The 23,245-nt window shown below is 69.0% G+C and carries 20 protein-coding genes; 11 read left to right on the forward strand and 9 right to left on the reverse strand.

What is annotated here, in order from left to right; translation table 11 throughout:
* Positions 1-138 precede the first annotated feature (138 nt).
* The 3 genes from B0F77_RS31170 to B0F77_RS31180 form a co-directional block, all read right to left on the reverse strand.
* Entirely contained in the window at positions 139-1,734 is a 1,596-nt protein-coding gene (locus tag B0F77_RS31170) for a serine/threonine-protein kinase (RefSeq protein WP_086666579.1), read from the reverse strand.
* 217 nt (positions 1,735-1,951) lie between these two features.
* A complete protein-coding gene (locus tag B0F77_RS31175; protein WP_086666580.1) occupies positions 1,952-3,619 on the reverse strand; it encodes a tectonin domain-containing protein in 1,668 nt (555 codons plus the stop codon).
* Positions 3,620-3,686: 67 nt separating this feature from the next.
* Positions 3,687-4,688: a hypothetical protein gene (locus B0F77_RS31180; protein ID WP_143466987.1), complete on the reverse strand. Its 1,002-nt coding sequence runs from the start codon at positions 4,686-4,688 to the stop codon at positions 3,687-3,689.
* 148 nt (positions 4,689-4,836) lie between these two features.
* Between B0F77_RS31180 and B0F77_RS48130 the strand changes: the two genes are divergently transcribed.
* The 5 genes from B0F77_RS48130 (at position 4,837) to B0F77_RS31200 (ending at position 7,502) form a co-directional block, all read left to right on the forward strand.
* Positions 4,837-5,007: a helix-turn-helix domain-containing protein gene (locus B0F77_RS48130; protein WP_158102867.1), complete on the forward strand. Its 171-nt coding sequence runs from the start codon at positions 4,837-4,839 to the stop codon at positions 5,005-5,007.
* Between the two features lie 60 nt (positions 5,008-5,067).
* Positions 5,068-5,442 (forward strand): hypothetical protein, encoded by a 375-nt coding sequence (locus tag B0F77_RS31185; RefSeq protein WP_086666582.1) that lies wholly within the window; start codon positions 5,068-5,070, stop codon positions 5,440-5,442.
* 54 nt (positions 5,443-5,496) lie between these two features.
* Positions 5,497-6,093, forward strand: a complete 597-nt coding sequence (locus tag B0F77_RS31190) for a DUF305 domain-containing protein (RefSeq protein ID WP_086666583.1) — start codon at positions 5,497-5,499, stop codon at positions 6,091-6,093.
* 117 nt (positions 6,094-6,210) lie between these two features.
* Positions 6,211-6,573: a BlaI/MecI/CopY family transcriptional regulator gene (locus B0F77_RS31195; protein WP_086666584.1), complete on the forward strand. Its 363-nt coding sequence runs from the start codon at positions 6,211-6,213 to the stop codon at positions 6,571-6,573.
* 8 nt (positions 6,574-6,581) lie between these two features.
* Positions 6,582-7,502 carry a M56 family metallopeptidase gene (locus B0F77_RS31200; protein ID WP_245848879.1) on the forward strand — a complete coding sequence of 307 codons (921 nt, stop codon included), beginning with the start codon at positions 6,582-6,584 and terminating at the stop codon, positions 7,500-7,502.
* 89 nt (positions 7,503-7,591) lie between these two features.
* On the opposite strand, the gene B0F77_RS31205 is transcribed toward B0F77_RS31200, so the two are convergent.
* Positions 7,592-7,882 carry a DUF4342 domain-containing protein gene (locus B0F77_RS31205; RefSeq protein WP_086666586.1) on the reverse strand — a complete coding sequence of 97 codons (291 nt, stop codon included), beginning with the start codon at positions 7,880-7,882 and terminating at the stop codon, positions 7,592-7,594.
* A gap of 200 nt (positions 7,883-8,082) precedes the next feature.
* Between B0F77_RS31205 and B0F77_RS31210 the strand changes: the two genes are divergently transcribed.
* Both B0F77_RS31210 and B0F77_RS31215 read left to right on the forward strand, forming a co-directional pair.
* Positions 8,083-8,952, forward strand: a complete 870-nt coding sequence (locus tag B0F77_RS31210) for an aminoglycoside phosphotransferase family protein (RefSeq protein ID WP_086666587.1) — start codon at positions 8,083-8,085, stop codon at positions 8,950-8,952.
* Positions 8,953-8,979: 27 nt separating this feature from the next.
* A complete protein-coding gene (locus B0F77_RS31215; RefSeq protein ID WP_086666588.1) occupies positions 8,980-9,471 on the forward strand; it encodes a GNAT family N-acetyltransferase in 492 nt (163 codons plus the stop codon).
* On the opposite strand, the gene B0F77_RS31220 is transcribed toward B0F77_RS31215, so the two are convergent.
* Positions 9,452-10,255: an MOSC domain-containing protein gene (locus B0F77_RS31220; protein ID WP_086666633.1), complete on the reverse strand. Its 804-nt coding sequence runs from the start codon at positions 10,253-10,255 to the stop codon at positions 9,452-9,454. The genes B0F77_RS31215 and B0F77_RS31220 overlap by 20 nt on opposite strands.
* A gap of 154 nt (positions 10,256-10,409) precedes the next feature.
* Between B0F77_RS31220 and B0F77_RS31225 the strand changes: the two genes are divergently transcribed.
* The 4 genes from B0F77_RS31225 (at position 10,410) to B0F77_RS31240 (ending at position 16,937) form a co-directional block, all read left to right on the forward strand.
* Positions 10,410-12,212, forward strand: coding sequence for an RICIN domain-containing protein (locus B0F77_RS31225; RefSeq protein WP_086666589.1), 1,803 nt, complete (start codon positions 10,410-10,412; stop codon positions 12,210-12,212).
* Between the two features lie 157 nt (positions 12,213-12,369).
* The gene (locus tag B0F77_RS31230) at positions 12,370-13,887 is read left to right on the forward strand and encodes an arabinofuranosidase catalytic domain-containing protein (RefSeq protein ID WP_086666634.1); all 1,518 of its coding nucleotides are present in this window, start codon (positions 12,370-12,372) and stop codon (positions 13,885-13,887) included.
* 156 nt (positions 13,888-14,043) lie between these two features.
* Entirely contained in the window at positions 14,044-16,620 is a 2,577-nt protein-coding gene (locus tag B0F77_RS31235) for a glycoside hydrolase family 9 protein (RefSeq protein WP_086666590.1), read from the forward strand.
* Between the two features lie 77 nt (positions 16,621-16,697).
* Positions 16,698-16,937, forward strand: coding sequence for a sigma factor-like helix-turn-helix DNA-binding protein (locus B0F77_RS31240; protein WP_211294139.1), 240 nt, complete (start codon positions 16,698-16,700; stop codon positions 16,935-16,937).
* A gap of 62 nt (positions 16,938-16,999) precedes the next feature.
* Here B0F77_RS31240 and B0F77_RS31245 read toward each other — a convergent pair whose 3' ends face one another.
* The 4 genes from B0F77_RS31245 to B0F77_RS31260 form a co-directional block, all read right to left on the reverse strand.
* The gene (locus tag B0F77_RS31245; protein ID WP_086666635.1) at positions 17,000-18,955 is read right to left on the reverse strand and encodes a family 43 glycosylhydrolase; all 1,956 of its coding nucleotides are present in this window, start codon (positions 18,953-18,955) and stop codon (positions 17,000-17,002) included.
* Complete coding sequence (locus tag B0F77_RS31250; protein WP_086666592.1) at positions 18,952-20,586, reverse strand: glycoside hydrolase family 27 protein; 1,635 nt, start codon at positions 20,584-20,586, stop codon at positions 18,952-18,954. The genes B0F77_RS31245 and B0F77_RS31250 overlap by 4 nt, the downstream gene beginning before the upstream one ends.
* Positions 20,587-20,655: 69 nt before the next feature.
* Positions 20,656-22,113, reverse strand: coding sequence for a glycoside hydrolase family 62 protein (locus B0F77_RS31255; RefSeq protein WP_086666636.1), 1,458 nt, complete (start codon positions 22,111-22,113; stop codon positions 20,656-20,658).
* 37 nt (positions 22,114-22,150) lie between these two features.
* Positions 22,151-23,161: a cellulose binding domain-containing protein gene (locus B0F77_RS31260; RefSeq protein WP_086666593.1), complete on the reverse strand. Its 1,011-nt coding sequence runs from the start codon at positions 23,159-23,161 to the stop codon at positions 22,151-22,153.
* Between the last annotated feature and the right edge of the window lie 84 nt (positions 23,162-23,245).

The following is a 23,245-nucleotide window of genomic DNA, read 5'->3' on the forward strand; positions in this document are numbered from 1 at the left end:
GAGCGAAGCACACGGCGCGAATGGACCACAGCCATCATTCGTCAAGACCACTCGAACGGCCTAGCAGAACCGGTTGCAACCAGCCAAAAACAGAGTGATCGTCACCATTGTCGCAGCCAGGGCACCGTGCCGTGGAGCTCAGAGCGCCGACAGGATCCTGAGGTTCCACCACAGGTCGAGGCTGTCGAGGGTGTTGATGTCACCCGGTCTCTTCAGCGCGCCGATGGTGAGGGTGCGGGTGTCGACCCACCAGACCTGGGCGTTGCCGTCGGCGAGGAAGCACGTGGTGAACTCGCCGGGCAACGGGCCGGAGGTGTCGCGGTAGTAGAGCGCGTAGTGAATGGGGTCGGACTTCGGCCGGCACCCGCCGCGTTCGTCGTTGCGCGGGATGCCCCGGCTGGTCACCAGTGCCTGGAAGTACGCGTCCTGGGTGGCGCGGTCGCCGAACAGCCGGAACTCGGCCTCGTCCGGCGGCGGGTAACGGGCGTCGAAGCCACTGGACCTGGTGCAGCGCACGGCGGCGACCGCGCCGCTGTCGGGTGTGAAGGGCACGCACGAGTCGGCGTTCTGCTGGTAGACGGCGGGCAGCACGGCCAGCAGCGCGTCGACCTGAGGCGACCGCGTCGTGGTGGTGGTCGTGGGCGTGCTCGTGGTGCTGGCCGCGCTCGTCGTGGTGCTGGACGGCGTGGTGCCCGACCCGAGCGTCCTGTCGCCGTTCCCGTAGATCACCGAGATCACCACCAACCCGATCACGACCGCGAGAGCCCCGCCCACGAGAGCCGCCTGCCTGATCCGCGACTCGGCGCCGGGCTGGGCAACGGTGGCCGGGTACGGCCGGGGGCGCACGGGTGCGGTCGGGAAGGTGACGGTCGGCGGCTCGTGCCGGGGTGCGGGTGGCTGACCGGACGCGGAGGTGTGCGTGGTCAGGGCTTCGGCCGCGGCCCGGGCGAACGCTCCCGCGGTGGCGTACCGGTCGGCGGGGTTCTTCGCCATGCCCTTCGCGATCACGTCGTCCAGCGCGGCCGGGACCGCCGGGTTCAGCGGGGAGGCCTTGGGCGGCGCTTCGTTGAGGTGGGCCCAGATCTGGGCGGCGGTGCTCTCCGCGGTGAACGGGCGCCGGCCCGCCACGCAGGCGAACAGCACACAGGCCAGGGCGTACACGTCCGCCCGGCCGTCCACCGGTCCGCCCTCGAAGCGTTCCGGGGCCATGTAGTCGAGCGTTCCCACCACCGAGCCGGACGCCGTCAGGCTCGTCGCGGCCGGCGCGACACTGCGGGCGATGCCGAAGTCCACCAGGTACACGAAGTCGCCGGCGGTCACGAGGATGTTCGACGGCTTCACGTCGCGGTGCACGAGCCCGTCGGCGTGCGCGGCGTCCAGAGCGCTCGCCACCTGCTCGACGATGCGCACGGCCCGCGCCGGCTCGATGGCCCCCTCGTGGAGCACGTCCGACAGGTCGGCGCCCTCCACCAGCCGCATGTCCAGGTAGAGGCGGTCGTCGATCTCGCCGTAAGCGTGAATCGGGATGACGTGCGGCTCGCGCAGCCGTGCGACGATCCGCGCCTCACGGCGGAAACGGGCGCGGTAGTCCTCGTCGTCGTGGTAGCCCGGCGACAGCCTCTTGAGCGCCACGAACCGATCGTGCGCCGTGTCGTAGGCGCGGTGCACCTCGCCCATCCCACCCCGGCCGAGCAGCTGCTCGATCCGGTACGGCCCGAACGTCTCTTCCGTCATCGTCCTCGTATCCCGAGCGCCCTGTCCGTCCGAGTCGACGCGCGCCGACCACGGCGGGTTCCGCCGGTGCCGCAGCCGGCGGAAGCAGCGTACGTCGGCTCATCCGTGCGCAGGTCCGGGATGACGCCCTTCGTGAGGCTGCTGGGATAGGAACGATTTTAGTCAACACTGAAGTTATTGAGTAGAGGGAGTGGTCGTTCGGGCGACCACTCCCCCGTCAGCTGCCGGTGGCCATACCGGCGGCCGGGCCGCCGACCTGCTGCCAGGCCGTGCCTTGGTGACTCCACTGGAACACCCCGACGTTGCTGAGCCCGTAGATCCCGTCGTCGCTCACCGCGAACGCCGTACCGGGACCGCCGATCCTGGACCAGTTCATCGGCGAACCGTTGTACCGGTACACATCCCCGGTCTTCGGATCCGTCGCGACCAGCCCGTCGTTGCCGGCGCTCATCGTCGCTGCCGGGCCGCCGATCTGGTGCCAGCCCGCACCGTTCCACTGGTACACGCCGGTGGGGTTGAGCCCGTAGACGCCGCGGTCGCTGATCGCGAACGACGTGCCGGGGCCGCCGATCCGCCGCCAGTTGTTCGGCGAGTTGGTGTACAGGTACACGTCCCCGTTCTGCGGATTGGTGGCGAGCAGCTTGTGCGAGCCGGCGTAGAGCGTGCCGGCCGGGCCTCCGACCTGGATCCAGTTGGTGCCACCGGTCCAGCGGTAGACGCCCTGACCGTCCGGACTCAGGCCGTAGACGCCGTCGTCGTTGACGGCGAAGGTCCGGCCCGGTCCGCCGATCCGGCTCCAGCTCATCGGCGAACCGTTGTAGTGGTAGATGTCCCCCGTCTGCGGGTTGGTGGCGAACAGGCCGGCGCCGCCCGCGTACAGGGCCCCTGCCGGGCCGCCGATCCTGGTCCAGCCCTGGCCGTCGTACGCGAAGACCCCGCTGCGGTCGGGCGACAGCGCGTAGACCGTCCGCTGCGCCGGACTCGGGCGGTCCTGCCAGTTCAGCGGCGCGAGATGGAGGCCGCCCTGCCCCCAGCCCGCGCTGCTCACCCACCACTGGCCGCCGTCCTGGATCACTTCGGCCGCGTGGGACTCGATGTGCCCGGCCTGGTCGCCGAGCTGGAAGTGGAACGGGTCGCGGCTGCGGAACACGTCCGTGCCCGTGTAGGAACCGCGCGGTCCGGTGAACAGGTACCACCAGCCGTCGCGCTGGACGACGAACGGCGACTCGGCCGGCGCGCCGACGCCCGCGAACGCGATGTTCCTTCCGCTCCAGTGGATCAGGTCGGTGCTCGTGCGGTACGCCACCACCTCGTCGCCCCCGGACGGAGACTCGTTGGCGCAGTAGTACATCACCCACTGGTCGCCGATCCTGGTGACCAAGGGGTCGCGGGCCTGCAGGCCGTCCCGGAACAGCGGACCGGTCGGGGATCTGGTCCAGTGGAAGAGATCCGTGGAGGTCGCCAGGTTCATCGCGGTATTGGCCGGGTCGGCGCCACCGCCCGCGTAGAACATGTAGTACGTGCTGCCGACGTGGATCACGTGCGGAGCCCACAGATGCGTCTCGCCGTAGCCGGCGTCGACGGTCAGCGCCATGGGCTGCTTCGTCCACGGGCCGCGCATGGCCGGCGCGGTGGCGTGCGCGAACTCGATCTCGTTGTAGGGATCGGCCGGTTCGGGGTGGGTTATCCCGAACATGTGCCAGGTTCCGTTGTCGTCACGGACAAAGGTGTGATCGTTGATGTACCACCGCTGCGCGTCGCTCGGGTCGTAGACCTTGCCGAACTGGCCGGCGGCCGTCCATTCCACCGGCTCGTCGGCCGCGGCCGAGGCGACCGGCGCGAGGGCCAGCAGCAGGGCGACTACCGGCAACAGGGCTTGCTTCATCGGTGTGCTCCCCCAATTCGGGCCACGACGTGCGGGCCCCGAACGGATCGGGGCCCGCACCGCCGGGCTACTCCGCCACGACCACCGAGGCGGGACCGCCGATCTGCACCCAGGGGCCGTTGTTCCACACGTAGACCCCGCTCCTGTCCGGGGAGAGCCCGAAGATCTGGTTCAGGCTGCTGACCGGGAAGTCGCTGCCAGGTCCGCCGATCCGGCTCCACTGGTTCGCGCCGCCGTTGTTGAGATAGACATCCCCGCTGGACGGGTTGGTGGCCAGCAGGCGGCCGCCGCCGGCGAAGATCCACCCCGCCGGACCACCCCACTGCGTCCAGGCGGTACCCGAGCCGTTCCAGCGGTAGACCGCGCTTCCGTTGGGAGCCAACCCGTACAGGCCGGTGTCGTTCACCACGAAGTGCTTGCCGGGACCGCCGACCATCGTCCAGCTCCGACCAGCAATGCTGTACTGGTAGATGTTCCCGGTCTGCGGGTTCGTGGCGAACATTCCCGCCCCGCCGCCGTAGATCCAGCCGGCCGGACCGCCGACCTTCTCCCACGCGGTGCCGCCGAGGTGACGGAACACGCCGCTGCCGTCCGGCGCCAAGCCGAAGATGTCGATGAAGTTGTCAGGGGCGACCGCGAAGACGAACACCCGTCCAGGGCCGCCGATCCTCGACCAGGACTTGTTCGAGGCCCCGTACAGGTAGACGTCTCCGCTCTGCGGATTGGTCGCCAGCACATAGCCGAAGCCGGCGTAGAGATTGGCGGCGGGACCACCGATCTTGCTCCAGGTGGTGCCGCCCTCCCACTGGAAGACACCGCTCTTGTCCGGCGACAACGCGACCGCGTACGCCGTGTACTGCGCCGATTGCGATCCCCGCAGGGCAAGTGCCCGCGGGCCTTGCGCGGCACCGGTCCCGCGTTCTCCGGCCGACGACTTGGCCGGCGCCGGGACGGCGGAGGCCGCCGGTGCGGCAGAGGCCTGCGTCGACACCGATGCTCCCCCGAGCAGCAGCGCGAACGCCGCCACGAGCCGGATGCCCGTTCTCAGACCGATTCTCGAGTTTCTCATGGTTCCCCCAGTCGATTGACGTCGAGAGAACCCGATCGTGCCAGTCTGCCCTTGCACAAACCTTGCACAGCAAGGACAACTCGGGTGACGCGAAGGACTTCCACCTGGCCGGCGACCGGATCGGCGTCGTGTTGGACAGGAATTGGTCATGCGAGCACAGGCCGAGATCGATCTGTGCATGTCGGGCGGGATGGGCGACGACGCGGCCGCTGCCCGGCTCGGCACGTCCGCGCGTTCGGTGCGGCGGGTGATGGGACGACTCGGCTCACGCAGCCGGTTCCAGGCGGGGCAGCTGGCCTCGCGGCGCGGCTGGTTGTGAACCTCCACCGACCTGGGACCGTAGTAAACGTCGATGGGATCTACTAGGTACGGTAGTTGCATGACCCGCAGCGAGCACCGCACAGTCACCCGGTGGCTGCTGCTGTGCGTGCTGTTCTTGGGCGTGGTCGGGATGCATCACGTCGCCACCAGCGGTGACGTGGTCCCCGGTCACGACATGAAGCCCGTGGCGGCACAGCAGCACGCACCTGAGGAGCCCGCACCCCCCTCCCCCGAGCACGACATGCTGCATCTGTGCGTCGCGGTGCTGTTCGCGGTCGTGTCACCACTGCTCCTGGCCTGGTTGCTGGTGCGCGCGACTCGCCAGCGCGCGGGTCGAACCCAGGGGTCGTCCTCGTGGCCACGCGCACCCGACCATCCGCCACCCCAAGGCGGCCGCGCGTTGCTCAGCTCCGCCTGTGTCCTGAGGTTGTGATCGGTCCGTTCCGCCGTGATCACAGTCGACAAAACACAGACAGGAACGCAGAGCATGAGGAAGTCCTTGATCGGGATCGCGACCGCAGGGGTCGCCGTCGTCGCACTCGTCGCCGGATGCGGCGGGAACGACACGGCCGGCCCGGCGTCCACCGCGCCCACCGCCACGAGCAACGGCCAGGCAGGCGGCAACAACGCCGACGACGTGACGTTCGCGCAGGGCATGGTGCCGCACCACCAGCAGGCGCTGGACATGGCGAAGCTCGTGCCGTCGCGCAGCACCAACGCGAAGGTGCTCGACCTCGCCAAGCGGGTCGAGGGCGCGCAGGATCCCGAGATCCAGAAGATGAACGGGTGGCTCAAGGCGTGGGGTGCGTCGACCTCCATGCCGGGCATGGACCACGGCTCGATGCCCGGCATGTCCGGGATGATGAGCGCCGAGGACATGAAGATGCTCGAACAGTCCAAGGGCGCCGCGTTCGACCGGATGTGGCTCGACATGATGATCAAGCATCACGAGGGTGCGGTCGAGATGGCGAAAACCGAGCTGCAGAAGGGCGGCAACGCCGACGCCAAGAAGCTGGCCCAGGACATCGTCGACGCCCAGCAGAAGGAGATCGCCGAGATGCGGGACCTGCTGAAGGCGGTCTGACGCGGTGAGCAGCGGGTGGGTGGACGTCAAGGCGACGGTGTCCGCCCACCCGCTGCGTCCGGCACGAAGTTCCGGATCTTGCCATCACGTACCCTTGCCCCGCGGAAAGGGTGTGCGATGCACGGACTGGGTGATCTGGAGGCAGCGGCCATGGACGTGCTGTGGCACGCCGGTGAACCGCTGCGGGTGCGTCAGGTGCTCGAACGTCTGGACACCGGCAGGACCCTCGCCTACACCACCGTGATGACCGTGATGGACAACCTCCACCGCAAGAACTGGGTCACCCGTGAGCGGGACGGCAAGGCCTACCTGTACGAGGCGACCGTGAGCCGGGCCGAGGCCGCGGCCAACGCGGTGCGCGAAGTCCTCAGCGCTTCCGGTGATCCGCAGGCCGCCCTCCTGCACTTCGCTCGGACGGCCTCCGCGGAGGAGTCCGAACTGCTGCGCAAGGCGTTGCGGCGGAAGGCTTCCCGCGAATGATCGTGGCCGTGGCGCTGCTCCTGGGATCCGTCCTGGTCGGCTGGCTGGCACCACGCCACCTGGTCAGGCTCGCGGACCCGGTCGTGGCGCTGGTCGCGTGGCTCGGCTCGGTCGTCGCGGTGCTCACCACCGCCGCCGTCGCCATGTTCCTGTTGGTGCTGCCCGAGCACGGACTCGGCGCCGTGGCGGCGTTGCACCACTGCTGGCACTCGTTGCAGCACGGCACCGGTCCAACGGTCGAGGTGGTCAGCGGCATGACCGGCGCGGTGTTGCTGACCGGCCTGCTCGCCCGCGTCGCCGTCGTGGGCCGGCGCACCGCACGCCGCCGGGCACAGGAGGGCCGCCGGCACCTGGACGTGCTGCGCATCGCGGCACGCCAGGAAGCGGGCCCTCATCCGACGCTCTGGCTGGAACACGACGACCCGCTGGCGTTCAGCCTGGCGGGCAGGCCTGGTGTCGTCGTCGCGACGGACGGTCTGCACCGCCACCTCACTCCGGCGCAGGTCCAGGCCGTGCTCACCCATGAGCGTGCGCACCTCGAAGGGCGCCACCACCTGCTGGTGACCATCGGCGACGTCGTGGCGGCCACGCTGCCGTTCCTGCCGCTGTTCAAGCGAGCGGCGGCCGCGGTTCGCGAGTTCGTCGAGATGGCGGCGGACAGTGCCGCCGTGCGCGCTCACGGCGCGGAGAACGTCCGCGTCGCGCTGCTGCGGGTGGCCGGCCACGGCGCGCCTGGCGCGGCGCTCGCCATGAGCCGGGACGCGGTGGAAACGAGGCTGGCGCGGCTGCGGCAACGCCGGAGCGCGCCGAGCAGGGCGCGACGGCTGGTGTCGTACGGCCTCGCGGGTGCCGCCGCCCTGGTTCTGCCCGCCATCGCAGCCTCTGGCGGGTTGACCGCCTTGATGCTGCTGGCCTGCACCGCGGGCTAGTTCTGGCGCCCGGCCGTCAACCATGAACGGCGCTTTTGTGGACCTGAGGTCCACAAAAGCGCCGTTCATGGTTTGGGTGCGGGGGCCGACTACACCTGCTCGGCCTCGACCGTCGTCGCGGGCTCGCTGCCCGGCTGCTGCCGGTTCTCGATCTTGATGCCGCACTTGCCGACCAGCGCGACACCGGCACCGATCGTCGTGGCCACCGGAGCGGCCAGCGCCGCTACCAGTCCCAGCGCGACCGGCACCTCCAGCAGCACCTCGTCCTTGCTGTCACGCACCACGACACGACGGTTGATGCCCTCGTTGACCAGCCCGCGAACGGCGTCGACCACCGAGTCGACGGCGGTACGGGTGGACTCGGGCTTGGGTTCGCTCATGACTCTCCTCGAACTGCGGACATCCCCTTACGACTCCAGCGTGCCCAAAGATCGGCGCCCTGCCATCAGGGTTCACCCTGACCCTCCGCCTGAGTCACCCTGGGAATGTGCAGCGGGTATTTAACCGGTTGATCGAACCGATGATGCCCTGACACGCTCCCACGAGTCTCGGAATTGCCGCTATTCGCAGGGAGTTGTGCTTGACCGTCGAAACAGCCCCGGAAATCGACGCCGTCCTGGCGAGGCGACTGGTCGACACCCAGTTCCCGCACTGGGCCGAATTGCCGTTGCGTCCGCACTCCCCCGCCGGCTCGGATCACGTGATCTACCGGCTGGGCGACGAGTTGTCCGTTCGGCTGCCCCGCCACGCCGGTGCGATCGACCAGGCGAGGAAGGAAGCCGAGTGGTTGCCCCGCCTCGCCCCGCATCTGCCACTCGCCATCCCCGTTCTGGTGGAGGTGGGAGAACCGGACTTCGGCTATCCGTGGCGGTGGGCGGTGTCACGCTGGCTGGACGGTGAGGTGGCGACCGTCGAGGCCCTGTCCGGCTCGCACGAGGCCGCCGGTGTGCTGGCCGAGTTCCTGATCGCGCTGCACGAGTTCGACGCCGAAGCGACCGAGGACCTCACCGGGCAGTCGCTGTCCACACGGGACGCGGCGACGCGATCCGCCATCGCGGAAGTCGGGGACGCGTTCGACACCGCGGCGTTGACAGAGCTGTGGGACGCGGCTCTCGCGGCCCCCGAACGGGACCGTCCGCCGGTCTGGTTCCACGGCGACTTCCACACCGGCAACCTGCTGACGACCAACGGCCGGCTCAGCGCCGTGATCGACTTCGGTGAGCTCGCGGTGGGCGATCCGGCCCGCGACCTGATGATCGCATTCACGCTGCTGTCGGCCGAGACGCGAGCCACCTTCCGCGCCGCGCTCGGCGTGGACGACGCCAGCTGGACTCGCGGCCGCGGCTGGGCGTTGGCGACCGGTCTGAACGCCTACGTCTCCTACGCCGCGGTCAACCCCCGCATCGCGGCGAACACCACCCGCCAGATCACCCACGCCCTCGCCGGCTGAACCGCGCCCGCGACGCAGGAGGAGAACGTGCAGTTCGCAATCCGTGAGGCACAGGACGACGACTGGCCGCAGATCTGGTCGATCATTCGTCATGTCATCACCGAACAGCAGACCATCCCGTACGACCCCGACATGAGCGAGCACGACGCCAAACGGATGTGGCAGTTGCCCGCACCGGCGAGAGTGGTCGTGGCCGCCGATGACCATCAGGTGGCCGGTACCGCGAACATGTACGCGAACCGGCCGGGTCCCGGAAACCACGTCGCTTCCGGAACCCTGATGGTCGCCGAAGGAGCACGGGGCATGGGCGTCGGGCGAGCCCTCACCACCGACCTGGTCGACTGGGCCCGGCGAACCGGATTCGCGGCCGTCCAGTTCAACGCCGTCGCCGACACGAACACGGCCGCCGTCCGCCTCTACGAAAGCCTGGGATTCGTCACCCTCGGCATTGCCCCTCGGGCATTCCGCCACGCCACTCAGGGATTCGTCGGCCTGCGCATCATGTGGCTGGATCTGTGACCGCGCGCCATTCCGTGACGGTGACGCCGTCGCCCACGGCGATCTCGCCGGGGGTGAGCACGGACGCCTTCAGGCCGAAGCTGACGCCATCGGGTTCGCGGCGGTAGTCCGCCAGGGTGCGCAACGGCTCGGGCCCGGCGCGCACCCCGGCCGTCTGGTCGACCATGGTGACCGCGCACCGGATGGCCAGCTCACCGAAACCGATCTCGGCGCCACCGATCGTCATCCGGCCCACCCGGTCCTCGGTGTGCGGCTCGGGCCAGCCGCTGATCACGACGTTGGGCCGGAACCTGTCCATCGGCACCGGCTCCGCGCCGCGCGCCGCGATCCGCGCGTTCAGGTCGTCCAATGAGGACAGTGAGAGCACCAGCAGCGCGGTCGGGTCGGTGCCGCCGCGAGCCCGATCCGACGGCTCGCGCACCAGCCGGGCCGGCCTGCCGAGCACCCCGGACAACCACTCGGCCGTCTCCCCGCCCTGGTCGACCCCGGTCCCCGGCCACTTCTCCACGTCCACCTGCCGGGTTTCGCCGTCCGCCGCCACGTCCAGCACCAGCTCACCGGCGCCGGGCGCGCTCAGTTCCAGCTTCGCGCCGTCGTGCGACAGCCTGGACCGGATCACGGCCAGCCGCGGCGCCTCGCCCTGCCAGATCGTCGCCCCGTCCGGCCCGACCACCGCGAACAGCCGGTCGCAGGCGAGCCCGGCCGGGGTGATCTCGGCCCGTGGCACGACGATCCCGGCACATCCCTTGATCGGGTACAACGTCAGCGAGTGAACCGATGCCATGCCGCCCAACGTACCGGCGGTGTCGACGCCATTAGGCAGGACGAACCGGTTCGACTCTCTGGTCCCTTGCAGCATGCTGCTTGTTGGGCGTACTTTCACTGATCGATCGAACCGGTTCGACTCTCCGTCTCCCCTGACCTGTTTCGGAGTCCTCATGGTTCAACGACGAACCAGCACAGCCGTGCTGGCCGCACTGGCATTCGCGTTCTCGGCGGCGGCACCGGCCCACGCCGCGAACGAGTCCATCAGCGTCAACTTCTCCTCCCCCCTCGGCACCCCCACCTACCGCGCCTCCGGCTGGATCTACGGCATGACGGAGAACGGCACGGGTCCCGCCGACCACTTCTACCGGGACGTCAAGTTCCGGTACATGCGGGCCGGTGGCGCCCAGCTGGACAGTCCCGGCGGCTGGGTGTCCGGCAAGTACGACCGCCGGTGGAACTCGACCCGCGCCCAGCTGCTGCGCACCCGTTCGCTGGGCGGCGAGTTCGTGCTGCTGGTCCACGACCTGTGGGGCGCCGACGGGTATCCGATCTCGCGCTTCCCCGGCGACAACGGCAACTGGACCGACTACGACAACTTCCTCACCCGCCTGATCGACGACGTGCGGGCGACCGGTGCCCCGGTGCAGTGGGACCTGTGGAACGAACCCAACATCACGCTGTTCTGGAACCGCCCGCAGTCGCAGTACTTCGAGCTGTGGCGGCGCACGTACCAGCGGGTCAGGGCGGCGTTCCCGGCTCAGCTGATCGTCGGCCCGAGCTGCGCGTGCACTCCGTCGACCGGTGGCTGGTGGCCGCAGTACCTGGACTTCGTGCGCAGCAACAACGTCGTGCCGGACATCATCAGCTGGCACTCGCTGCCGGGTGACCCGGTGTCGAACGTGAACGTGGCGAACCAGACGCTCGACTCGCGCGGCATCCCGCACCCACGGCCGTACCAGATCAACGAGTACGGCGCGGGCAACGAGCAGAACCCCGGCGACGGCGCGTGGTACATCACGCGGCTGGAACGGGCGGGCGCGGACGGCCTGCGCGCGAACTGGGCCAGCGCCGGCAACCTGCACAACGATCTCGGCAACCTGCTCGTCCGCAACTCGGCCGGGCAGCACCAGCCCAAGGGCGAGTGGTGGGTCTACCGCTTCTACGCCTCGCAGACGGGCCAGATCGTCGCCACGACACCGAGCCAGTCGTACGACTCGTTCGCCACGAAGGCGGACGGCGTGGCGAAGATCCTCGTCGGCGGCGGCAGCACCACCGGCAACGTCGCGGTCGCCTTGCAGCGCCTGGACACCACGACCGGCATCGTGCAGAACAACCAGGTGCGCGTGCTGGTCCAGCGCATCCCGCACAACAACGGCGGCGCCGTCCAGGGACCCGTCACCGTGCAGAACACCGTGGTGACGTTGAACGGCAACGCGACCACGGTCAACGTGCCGCACAACAACATCGACGAGACCTTCACCATCACCCTGCTCCCGCCGGGCAGCAGCGGCTTCCAGACCGTCGCCGCCGCCCAGCACTCCCAGCAGTGCCTGGACAACACGAACCTCAGCAGCGCCGACGGCAACCTGCAGCAGCAGTTCTACTGCGAGGGCGGCGACCAGCAGCTGTGGAACTTCACCCCGGTGGCCGGCAGCACCGGAACCTACACCGTCGTGAACCAGCAGTCGGGCAAGTGTCTCGACGTCACCGGCTCCTCGACCGCCGACGGCGCCACCGTCACGCAGAACACCTGCTCCCCCGGCGCGGCGGGCCAGCAGTACACGCTGCGGAAGGTCACCTACAGCGGCAACGATCCCCACGACTACCAGCTCGTCGCGCGGCACAGCGGCAAGTGCGTCGACGTCAACGGGGTCTCCACCGCGGCCGGCGCCCGGATCATCCAGTGGACCTGCAAGCCGTCCGGGCAGAGCGGTGAACTCAACCAGACCTGGCGGCTCTGGGGCGGCCCCTGACCCGGCAGTCGGAGTATAAGTCAGTCTCATGTCTTGACCGTTCGTGCTCGACCCGCTCTTATGTGTTACTGGGCTCTGCGCGATCACTGATCACGTGATGCGTCATTCCGGGATGAGTCCGATACATGCTGGTCCCCACAACGCAGTGGAGCGGCTCATGTCAGCGAAGGAGCAAGGCAGCAGGACGCGCGGGCGGCGAACGCCGGCCGCGCTGGGCATGTGCTTGGCGATGGTGCTGACCGCGGTGCCAGTGGTGGCAACCGCGGCGGCACCCGCGCCGGTCCCGGTGCCGGCGGCGGCCACCGGGCCGTGCGACATCTACGCGTCCGGCGGCACACCCTGTGTGGCCGCGCACAGCACGGTGCGGGCGCTCTACGGCTCGTACGGCGGCAACCTCTACCAGGTCAGGCGTTCCTCGGACAACACGACCAGGGACATCGGCGTGCTGGCCGCGGGCGGCACGGCGAACTCCGCGCCCCAGGACGCGTTCTGCGCCGGCACCTCCTGCGTGATCACGGTGGTCTACGACCAGTCCGGCCGCGGCAACGACCTGTGGTACCAGGGTTCGAGCGTCGTTCCCGGCTCACCGCAGAGCAGGCCGGCGGTCGCGACCTCGGAGTCGCTGACCGTCAGCGGCAGCAAGGCCTACTCGCTCTACATCAACCCCGGCAACAGCTACTGGCGTGACGGCCACCTGACCGGCGTGCCCACCGGCAGTGCGCCGGAAGGCATGTACATGGTCACCAGCGGCACGCACGTCAACGGTGGCTGCTGCTTCGACTACGGCAACAGCGAGACGACCAGGAAGGCCGACGCCGCCGGGGCGATGGACGCCATCAACTTCAGCACGCAGTGCTGGTTCGGCGGCTGCCAGGGCACCGGTCCCTGGGTCCAGGCCGACCTCGAGTGGGGGCTCTTCCCCGGCGGCAGCAAGTCGTGGAATCCCAACCAGAGGGCGTTCCCGAACAAGTTCGTGACGGCGATGCTGAAGAACAACGGGACGTCGCGGTTCGCGATCAAGGGCGGCAACGCGCAGTCCGGTGGCATGACGACGTTGTGGGACGGCTCGCTCCCGTCCGGCTACAGCCCCATGAGGAAGCAGGGCGCGATCATCCTCGGCAGCGGCGGTGACTGCTGCAAACCGGACGGTGGCGCCAACCTCAGCGCGGGCACCTTCTACGAGGGCGCGATGGTCGCGGGCTACCCGTCCGACGCGACCGAGAACGCGGTGCAGGAGAACGTCATCGCGGCCGGCTACAGCACGGGCGGCACCCCCGGCACCACCGGAGCGGTGCGCGGGCTCGGCTCCGGCAGGTGCCTCGACGTCAACGCGAGCAGTACCGCGGCCGGCACGCCGTTGCAGATCTGGGACTGTCACAGCGGCACCAACCAGACCTGGTCGCGCACCGCCACCGGCCAACTGACTGTCTACAGTGGAGACAGCACCAGGTGCGCGGCGGCGCAGAACAACCAGACCGCGCCGGGCACCGCCGTGGTGATCGCACCATGCGACGGCGGAGCAGGACAACGGTGGCAGTTCAACGCCAACGGCACGATCACCGGCACGCAGTCCGGGATCTGCCTGGACGTCAACGGCGGCGCCACCGCCAACGGCAGCAAGATCATTCTGTGGACCTGCCACGGTGGCAACAACCAGCAGTGGTCGTTCGGATGAAGCAGCGGCGACTACCTCGTCCGGAGTGCGGGCGCTGACCCGAGTGGTGGTCGCGGCTAGCCGCTGAACGGCGCTTGTCGGCGCCGTTCAGCGCGCCCTACGGTCATGTGGGAGCGCTCCCAGAATCCCGTCGACGAGGACGGAGAACCTCACGACATGAGATCGCAACCCCTAGGCCTGCTCGCATCCGCGCTGGTGGTGACACTCGCCGCGACCACATTCCCCGCGGCAGGTAATGCCGTGGCGGCGGAGTACGAGCGCGTGCTCAACGGAAAGTTCGACAGCGGTTCCGCCGACCCCTGGTGGAGCAGCGCCGGTGTGACCAACCAGATCACCGGCGGTGAGCTGTGCGCGGCGGTCACCGGAGGAACCACCAACCCCTGGGACGCGCTGGTCGGCCAGAACGGCGTGCCGTTCGAGAGCGGGCAGTCCTACACCTTCTCGTTCGACGCCCACGCCACCACCGCGCAGACCATCGCCGCCGCGGCCGGCGAGAGTGTGAGCCCCTATCGCGGGATCGCCCGGCAGGAGTTCGCGGTCACCACCGCGAAGCAGCACTTCACCTTCACCTTCACGTCCACATTGGACTTCCCGGACGCCGGCAACGGCCAGGTCGCCTTCCAGCTGGGCGGCCAGTCCGCCAACAACACCATCTGCGTGGACAACGTCTCGGTGACCGGTGGCGTGAAACCGCCCGGCGGCGTGACCCCCAATCCCACCAAGAAGGTCCAGGTCGACCTGGTGGCGTACGTGCCGGGCCTGCCCAAGCGCGCCACCCTCGTCTCCACCACCACCTCGGCGCAGACGTGGACCCTCAAGAACTCCGCGGGCGCGGCGGTGGCCACCGGTCAGACCACGCCCAAGGGAGCGGACGCGACGTCCGGCGACTCGGTGCACCTGATCGACTTCTCGTCGTTCGACACGCCGGGCACCGGCTACACGCTGTCCGTCGGCGCCGACACCAGCTTCCCGTTCGACATCTCCGCCGACCCGATCAAGAAGCTGCGCTACGACTCGCTCGCGTTCTTCTACCACCAGCGCAGCGGCACGCCGATCGACGCGCAGTACGTGGGCACCGAGTACGCGCGCCCCGCCGGTCACGTCAACGTCGCACCCAACAAGGGTGACGACAACGTGCCGTGCCGTGCCGAGATCACCTGTGGTTACACGCTCGACGTGCGCGGCGGCTGGTACGACGCGGGCGACCACGGCAAGTACGTGGTCAACGGCGGCATTTCGGCCTGGCAGCTGTTGAACTCCTACGAGCGGGCCACGCGAGTCGGTGACGCCACGGCGTTCCGTGACGGCACGCTCGCCATCCCGGAGCGCTCCAACGGCGTGCCGGACCTCCTCGACGAGGCGCGCTGGGAGGTCGACTTCCTGCTGAAGATGCAGGCACCGGACGGCATGGCGCACCACAAGATCCACGACGCGGCCTGGACGGCGCTGCCCACCCGTCCCGAACTGGACGACCAGGCCCGCCGGCTGTCCGCGACCAGCACGGCGGCGACGCTGAACCTGGCCGCGGTGGCGGCGCAGGCGTCCCGGCTCTGGCGCGGCATCGACGCGACCTACTCGGCGAAGCTCCTCGCGGCGGCACGGAAGGCGTACACGGCGGCCAAGGCCAACCCCGCGAAGCTCGCCGACGCAGCCGACAACGTCGGTGGCGGCGCGTACGACGACAAGACCGTGAGCGACGAGTTCTACTGGGCCGCGGCGGAGCTCTACGCGACCACCGGCGACTCGGCGTACCGGACCGACGTGACCGGCTCCCCGCACTACAAGGCGGCCGGCCTCACCAGGGCGGGCTTCTACTGGGGCGGCACGGCTCCGCTGGGCGACATCACGCTCGCCCTGGTGCCCAACGGGTTGCCCGCGGCGGACGTCACGGCGATCAGGGCGGCGTTCGCCTCCGTGGCCGACCAGCACCTGGCCGCGATGGCGGGCATGGGCTACGCGACGCCTTATGACAACAGCGCCGACGGGTACGTGTGGGGATCGAACTCCGCGGTGCTCAACAACGCTCAGGTGCTGGCACTGGCACATGACTTCACCGGTGCCACCAAGTACCGCGACGGCGTGTTCGAGGCGCTGCACTACCTCCTCGGCCGCAACCCGCTCAGCACCTCGTACGTGGCGGGCTACGGCGACCAGGCCGTGCGCAACGTCCACCACCGGTTCTGGGCGCACCAGAACGACGCCACCCTGCCGATCGCGCCGCCCGGATCACTCTCCGGCGGCCCGAACAGCGCGCTGCAGGACCCCGTGGTCCAGCGGTTGCTCGTCGGCTGCCCACAGCAGAAGTGCTGGGTGGACGACATCGGCGCCTACTCGGTGAACGAGGTCGCGGTCAACTGGAACTCCGCGCTCGCCTGGGTTTCCGGCTGGGCCGCGGAGAAGTCCGGGGCTCCCGTGAGCAAGCCGGACTGCGAGGTGCGCTACGAGGCCAACAAGTACCAGGGCGGCCTGACGGCGCACGTGAGCATCACCAACTCCGGCACCACCGCGTGGAACGGCTGGAAGCTCGCGTTCGCCTTCCCCGGCACCCAGCGGATCACCCAGGGGTGGGCGGCGAACTGGAACCAGACCGGTGGCGACGTGACCGCCACGAACATGTCGTGGAACGCCCAGATCGACCCCGGCAAGTCCGTCTACATCGGATTCAACGCCTCCGGCACCGGAGCCGATCCGACGGCGTTCACCATCAACGGCAAGGCGTGCAAGTCCGGCTGATCGCCTGAACCACCACCACCGCCGCACAGTCCGACGAACTCGTCGGGCTGTGCGGCGGCGCACGTGAGGAGAACTTTGTGGACCGCGCACGCGAGACCTGCCTCATCGCGGACGCGCTGTCCCAACTGACGCACGAACACCGCGAGGTCATCATCCGGGCCTGCTACCGCCGTGAGACCGTTGCCGAGCTCGCCGACGCGCTCGGCCTGCCGCAGGACACGGTGAAGTCCCGCCTGCACCACGGTCTGCGCGCGCTGGACCTGGCGCTGCGGGAGAACGATGTCATCGCGCGCCCTGCGGGCGACGCACCCGGCTGAACGCCTCTGGACATGCAAGGATCCCGCACCGGTCATCACCGGTGCGGGATCCGTCTCTCAGGTCACGGGGTGGTGAGCTCGAACCGCGACACCGCCACCGAACCGCCGAGGGCCTGCGTGGCGTGGTTGAAGATGCCGAACCGGTAGCCCATGAAGAACTGCCATTCGTTCTTCAACGTGAAGCCCGTTCCCAGCGAGGTGAAGTTCACCCCGTCCGTGCTGTAGGAGAACCGGGCCTGTCTGCCGCTGCCGGGACGAATGTCGGCGTTGGCGCGCAACCAGATCCGGTTGCCGGAGAGGTTCGCGCTCGCGATCTCCGTGCCGGTGCCGGTGGTGTTCCAGTTGCCGTCCATGGTGAGGCCGTTGACCATGACGACCCGGTTGCGGCCGCTGTCGCGTTTCACCCCGATCCACGCCGACGAGTCGCGCAGCATCGCGAGGCCGCTGCGGTCGCCGTCGCGCATCGAGGTCACGTCGAGCGCCACGGTGGCGGTCGACGACGGGCCCTGGATGCGGTGGGTCAGCGTGTTGCGGGCGTTGTACAGGTCGTTCGTGACGGTCGCGGTCGAGAGCCGCAAACCGTTGTTGACGCTGTACTTCGGGGTGTCCGGGTTGTGGTTCCACTCCCACTGCGGCCCGAGTTTGGTGCCCTCGAACGTGTCCGCGCCGATCATCGGTTTGACCTGGCGTGGCGGCGGTGGGAGGTTCGGCATCGGGTAGGTCGCGCCCCAGCCGCCGTTGACCGTGGTGATGCGCGGCCAGCCGTCCGCGGTCCAGGTGATCGGCGCGAGCACCGGCACGCGGCCGCCGGGATAGGCGTCGATGAACGCCATGTAGTACCAGTCGCCGTTCTGCGTCTGCACGAGACCGCCCTGGTGCGGCACTCCCGCGCCCTGGACCGGGGTGGGCATGTTCAGCAGCACCTGCTGGACGGTGTACGGGCCGAACGGACTGGACGCCTTGAGCACGTACTGGCCGTTCGCCGGCCTGGTCAGCCAGATGTAGTAGCTGCCGTTGCGCTTGTAGAACCGGGCGCCTTCGAGGGTGCCGATGTTCGACGGCGTCTGGAACACCTGCTGCGAGCGCACCTCGGACTTCCCGTCCGGTGAGAGCTGCGCGACGCTGATCTGGGTGTTGCCGTAGGCGACGTACATCGTGTCGTTGTCGTCGACCAGCATTCCGGCGTCGTAGTAGCACTTGTTGATGGTGGACAGCTTGGACCACTGGCCGTCCACAGCCGCGGCGGTGTAGATGTGGGTCTGCGCGAAGTCGACGCACCCGCCCCAGTAGTACGTCTTGTTGCTCTTGCGGAAGTTCAGGAACGACGCCCAGATCCCGCGCACGTACCCGCGCCCGCCGTTGAGGTCGTACTTGGCACCGAAGTCCAGCCGTGGCACGGAATGCCCGGCGTACTCCCAGTTGACCAGGTCGTAGGAGCGCAGGATCGGCGCGCCCGGCGAGTAGTGCATGGTCGACGCCGAGTAGTAGTACGCGTCGTCCACGCGGATGATGTCACCGTCGGCGAAGTCCTGCCACACCACCGGGTTCTTGAACGAGGCGGCCTGTGGCGGCGCGGTGGTCGTCGTCGTGGTGGTCGTCATGGTCGGAGGCGTTCCGGTGTCGTCGCAGGTGACGCCGTTCAGACTGAACGAGGCCGGATCCGGGTTGGCCGAGGAGAACGTGGCGTTGAACCCGAAATCGACCTTGCCACCGCTCGGCACGGAACCGTTGTAGGAGGCGTTGCGCGCGCTGACCTCGGTGCCGCTCTGCGTGATCACGGCGTTCCAGTGCTGGCCGACCTGCTGGCCGCCCGCGTAGGTCCACTCCAGGTTCCAGCTGGTGAGCGCGTCACCGGTGTTGGTGATGGACACGGACGCGCCGAAGCCGCCCTGCCATTCGGAGGTCTTGGCGTACGTGACCGAACAGCCGGGAGCCGCCTGGGCGGCCGTGCTCGCGGCGAGCCCTCCTGCCACGAGGGTGAGTGCGGCGAGCGCCGCCGCGATCGGGGCGCGCCTCATGACCGTGACCACTTCTGGTTGGACTGGCCGTTGCAGGTCCACAGCACCAGCCGCGAACCGTTGGCGGTGCCGGACCGTTCCACGTCGAGGCACAGACCGGCGTTCGCGTTGCGGACCGATCCGTCGGAGCCCACCGTCCAGCGCTGGTTCGCCTGACCGTTGCACGACCAGCTGATGACGCGGGTGCCGGTGGCGGTGCCCTGGTTGTAGGCGTCCAGGCACTTGTCGCCGAAGACGCGGATCTCACCGTTCGGCCACGTGGTCCACTGCTGGCTCGCCGCCGTGTGGCAGTCCTGGATCACCGTGTTCGCACCGGCGGCCGTGGAACCGTTCTCCACGTCGAGGCACCGGTTGGACGACGCACCGCGCAGCCGGGCGGTGGTGCCGGTCACCGGGCTGCCGCCGGTCACCCGGTAGGCGGCCACGCCGTGTGCCGGGACGGAGGCCGAGATCGCGCCGGAGGTGGTGGACGTGCCACCGGTCCAGAGGTCGGTCAGCGTGAAGCTGGTGCCGGACAGGCCGATCTGGGCGCCCGTGGTGGACACGGTCGCGGTGCCGCTGCCCCGGTTGAACAGTCCGATCGCGACCGAACCGTCCGAGAGCGGTTTCGCGAACACCTCGGTGGCGCCGTCATCGCGCACGCGACGCCCGCCGGCACCGAGCGCGTCCTGGTTCACCGCGAGCAGGCGCGGGTTGCGCAGGATCGCGCTCACGTCCGCGGACATGGTGCGGATGTCGTTGCCCGCCATGAGCGGCGCGGCCATCAACGACCACAGCGCGAAGTGCGCGCGGGCCTCGGTGAGCGAGAGCCCTGGGCGTCCGACGACGAGCATGTCCGGGTCGTTCCAGTGGCCGGGACCGGACTGGACTGCGAGCGGGGCGGTGATGTCGACGACGTTGCCGACGCCCATCGGGTAGCTGTTGACGTTGCCGTTCTGCCAGATGTCCAGCAGGTCCTCGGTCGTCCGCCACAGGTCGGCGACCTCACCCCAGTTGTACCTGTCGCCGGTGATGGCGTGGAAGCTGTTGGGGTTGATGCTGTAGACGATCGGGCGGCCGGTGGCGCGCAGGGCGTCGCGCATGATCGTGAACCGGGCGACCTGCTCGTCGCGGGTGCCGGCGCCCGAGCACCAGTCGTACTTCAGGTAGTCCACGCCCCACGACGCGAAGGTGCGCGCGTCCTGGACCTCGTGGCCCTTGCTGCCGGTCGCGCCGGGGAACGCACCGGTCCCCTGCGCGCACGTCTTCTCGTTCGGTACCTGGTAGATGCCGAACTTCAGGCCACGCGCGTGGATGTAGTCGCCCAGCGCCTTCATCCCGCTCGAGAACTTCGTGGGATGCGAACGCAGGTTGCCCGCGGAGTCGCGTTGCGGGTCGAACCAGCAGTCGTCCACGACGACGTACTGGTAGCCGGCGTCGCGCATGCCGGAGGACACCATCGCGTCCGCGGCCTGGCGCACCTGGGCCTCGGTGATCCCGCAACCGAAGCTGTTCCAGCTGTTCCAGCCCAGCGGCGGCGTCAGCGCCGGACTGCCCGGCGCGGCATGTGCGGCGGGGCCGACGGTGATGGACGCGGCGGCCGCCAGCACGGCGGCCATGAGGCGCGGCAGTCTTCTTGACCGGGTGGGCATCGTCGGCCCCTCTCTGGCAGGGGTGACGCCGCCGGGGATCCGGGTTCCCGGCGGCGTCGGTCTAGGGGGTCAGCAGGTCGAGTTGGTCTGGGTCAGCAGGCCGAGCCGCCACGGCAGCTTGTTGTAGTCACCGCCGGCGCTGGGGTTGATGCCCTGGTACAGGAAGCGGAGCTGACAGGGGTTGATCTCCATCGTCTGGTCCACCCCGGCACGGATCATCTCGCCGTGGCTGAAGTCGCGGGTCCACTGTCCACCTGGGAGCGTCACGTTGTTCGAGCGGGCGAACGGGTTCGACTCCTCGGCGGCCAGCGCGCTCCACGGACCGGTGATCGCCGGAGCGGTCCAGGTGCGGAACCAGCGCCTGCCGTCCGAGCCGATCGCCTCGTGCACCAGCAGCCACTGGTTCTTCCCGGCGACCTTGTAGACGTTGGAGGCCTCGAACAACCGGTTGCGGTTCGAGTCCTGCAGCGCGATCACGGTGTTGGTGAACCCGTTGGGGAACTGCGCCATGGTCGTCTCGGACCGGTAGAGGTGGCCGTTGTCGTCGGAGGAGAACAGGTAGCACTTGGCGTTGTCGCACACCATCCAGAAGTCGACCCAGTAGCCGTTGCCGATGTTGTCGCGGATGATCTGCGGCATGCCGTTGGCGTAGAAGTTCTTCGGCGCCGACCACGACGACGGGTTCGAGATGTCCGTGGTCGTCGAGTACGACGCGTTCGATCCCGTCTGGTACACGAGGTACCACAGGCGTTGTGGCGCGAAGTAGAACACGTGCGGCGCCGCCTTGTAGCCACCGCCGACGGGCGTGCGGTCGAGGTAGTAATGCGGTGCCGAGCCGGCCTGCGACCAGTCGCTGAAGCTGGTGTACATGATGTTGTAGCCGGTCGTGTACACCGAGGCGAACACGTGGTACTTGCCGTTGTGGTACACGACGCTCGGGTCCTTGACCGAGTAGACGTTCGGGTGCGCCGAGTCCGGTTTGGGACTGATCAGCGCGCCGCTGGAGGACCACCGGAAGCTCGACGGCAGGTTGCCCGCGGGCGGACTGGTCGTGGTGGTCGTCGTCGTGGTGGTCGTCGTGGTGGGACCGACGTCGCCGGTGCACAGGGTGCCGTTCAGCGTGAACGCCGTGGGGTTCGGGTTGTTCGCACCGGTGGTGGAAGCGTTGAACCCGAACTCGACTTTGCCGCCGGTCGGGATCGCGGCGTTGTACGAGACGTTGCGCGCGGTAACCTCGGTCCCGGACTGGGCGGCCTGGGCGTTCCACGCCTCCTTGAGCTGCTGACCGCCGCCGAAGCTCCAGGTCAGCGTCCAGCCGTCGATCGCGTCGCCGAGGTTGGTGACACTGACGTTCGCGGTGAACCCACCGTCCCATTGCGACGGTGCGGTGTAGGACACCGAACAACCCGGCGCGGCCGTGGCCGCCGGCAGCGTCACAGCGGTGATCACGGACAGGGTGACGAGCGGTACGGCGGCCGCGGCGGCGAGCCGGGCCCGCCGCGACGCGAACAGCGGTGCGAAGAACATGGTCACCCTTCGACGATGGAGGGATCTGCGAGCGGAGTCACGGACTGGAGCAGGTCGCGGCGCCGATCGACGGCGTGCCGGAACCGGAGGCGAGGAAGCCGAAGGTGGTGGAGCCGCTGGGGTTGATCGTGCCGTTGTAGGACTCGTTGGTGACGGTGACCGAACCGCTGGCTTTGCCACCCCAGACCTGCGTCACGCTGTACCCGCCGGGCAGGGTGAACCGGACCGTCCATCCGGTGATCGCCGACGCGGTGGGGTTGGTGACGGTCACCTCGCCCTGGAAGCCACCGTTCCAGTCGCGGGTCACCACCGGCGTCGCGGTGCACGGTCCGCCGGGCTGCGGTGGTGACGGGTCGCCGATGCTGCCGGGCACGGCCGACAGCGCGTTGAACCAGACCGTGGCCATCTTGCTGTAGCCGGCGGCGTTCGGGTGGATGCCGTCGGGCAGGTCGGAGATCGGCACCGCCGGATACATGTCCACCACGTGCACCCGCTTGCCCGCGGCCGCCTTGGCTCGCAGCAGCGGCACGATCGCGGAGTTGAAGTTGCGCACGGTGCCGTCGGCGAACCGGATCGGGATGATCGTCGCGACGAACACCTCCGCGGCGGGCGACTGATTGGTGATCTTGTCCACCAACGCGGAGAGCCGCCGTGGCGCTCCAGCCGGATCGCTGCCGTACATGTCGTTGGTGCCGATGTGCAGCAGGATCGTGCGCGGGTTGTACGTGCGCAGCCAGTTCACGACGTTCGCGTCGATCTGCGCGATCGTCCAGCCGGGATGGCCCTCGTGGTTGCGGTCGGGCATCGAGGAAGGTCCGTCGGACAACGAACCCACGAAGTCGACGGTCCGTCCGGCGGCCCGCAGCTTCGTGCCGAGGTCGAGCCGATAGCCGCCGATGGAGCCGCCCTGGGTGATCGAGTCGCCGAGCGGCATGACCCGCACCGGGTCCACAGCGGACACTCGGGGCGACTGGTCGGCGACCGCGGGCGATGCCACCAGCAGGACCGAGATCAGAGCGCCGCACAGAGCTTTCAGCGGACTTGACATGGATTCAACGTAACGAGGCGGTCATACCCGGTCAAAGCTAAAATTGTGAGCGTTCACTTTAGCTTCGATCCCTTCGACACTGTC

The sequence above is a fragment of the Lentzea kentuckyensis genome (assembly GCF_002150765.1).
GTDB classification, from domain to species: domain Bacteria; phylum Actinomycetota; class Actinomycetes; order Mycobacteriales; family Pseudonocardiaceae; genus Lentzea; species Lentzea kentuckyensis.

Excerpts from the sequence above, each read along its gene's own strand:
- B0F77_RS31170 (WP_086666579.1), bottom strand. The coding sequence starts at position 1,734 with ATGACGGAAGAGACGTTCGGGCCGTACCGGATCGAGCAGCTGCTCGGC.
- B0F77_RS31175 (WP_086666580.1), bottom strand. The coding sequence starts at position 3,619 with ATGAAGCAAGCCCTGTTGCCGGTAGTCGCCCTGCTGCTGGCCCTCGCG.
- B0F77_RS31180 (WP_143466987.1), bottom strand. The coding sequence starts at position 4,688 with ATGAGAAACTCGAGAATCGGTCTGAGAACGGGCATCCGGCTCGTGGCG.
- B0F77_RS48130 (WP_158102867.1), top strand. The coding sequence starts at position 4,837 with ATGCGAGCACAGGCCGAGATCGATCTGTGCATGTCGGGCGGGATGGGC.
- B0F77_RS31185 (WP_086666582.1), top strand. The coding sequence starts at position 5,068 with ATGACCCGCAGCGAGCACCGCACAGTCACCCGGTGGCTGCTGCTGTGC.
- B0F77_RS31190 (WP_086666583.1), top strand. The coding sequence starts at position 5,497 with ATGAGGAAGTCCTTGATCGGGATCGCGACCGCAGGGGTCGCCGTCGTC.
- B0F77_RS31195 (WP_086666584.1), top strand. The coding sequence starts at position 6,211 with ATGCACGGACTGGGTGATCTGGAGGCAGCGGCCATGGACGTGCTGTGG.
- B0F77_RS31205 (WP_086666586.1), bottom strand. The coding sequence starts at position 7,882 with ATGAGCGAACCCAAGCCCGAGTCCACCCGTACCGCCGTCGACTCGGTG.
- B0F77_RS31220 (WP_086666633.1), bottom strand. The coding sequence starts at position 10,255 with ATGGCATCGGTTCACTCGCTGACGTTGTACCCGATCAAGGGATGTGCC.
- B0F77_RS31225 (WP_086666589.1), top strand. The coding sequence starts at position 10,410 with ATGGTTCAACGACGAACCAGCACAGCCGTGCTGGCCGCACTGGCATTC.
- B0F77_RS31230 (WP_086666634.1), top strand. The coding sequence starts at position 12,370 with ATGTCAGCGAAGGAGCAAGGCAGCAGGACGCGCGGGCGGCGAACGCCG.
- B0F77_RS31235 (WP_086666590.1), top strand. The coding sequence starts at position 14,044 with ATGAGATCGCAACCCCTAGGCCTGCTCGCATCCGCGCTGGTGGTGACA.
- B0F77_RS31245 (WP_086666635.1), bottom strand. The coding sequence starts at position 18,955 with ATGAGGCGCGCCCCGATCGCGGCGGCGCTCGCCGCACTCACCCTCGTG.
- B0F77_RS31250 (WP_086666592.1), bottom strand. The coding sequence starts at position 20,586 with ATGCCCACCCGGTCAAGAAGACTGCCGCGCCTCATGGCCGCCGTGCTG.
- B0F77_RS31255 (WP_086666636.1), bottom strand. The coding sequence starts at position 22,113 with ATGTTCTTCGCACCGCTGTTCGCGTCGCGGCGGGCCCGGCTCGCCGCC.
- B0F77_RS31260 (WP_086666593.1), bottom strand. The coding sequence starts at position 23,161 with ATGTCAAGTCCGCTGAAAGCTCTGTGCGGCGCTCTGATCTCGGTCCTG.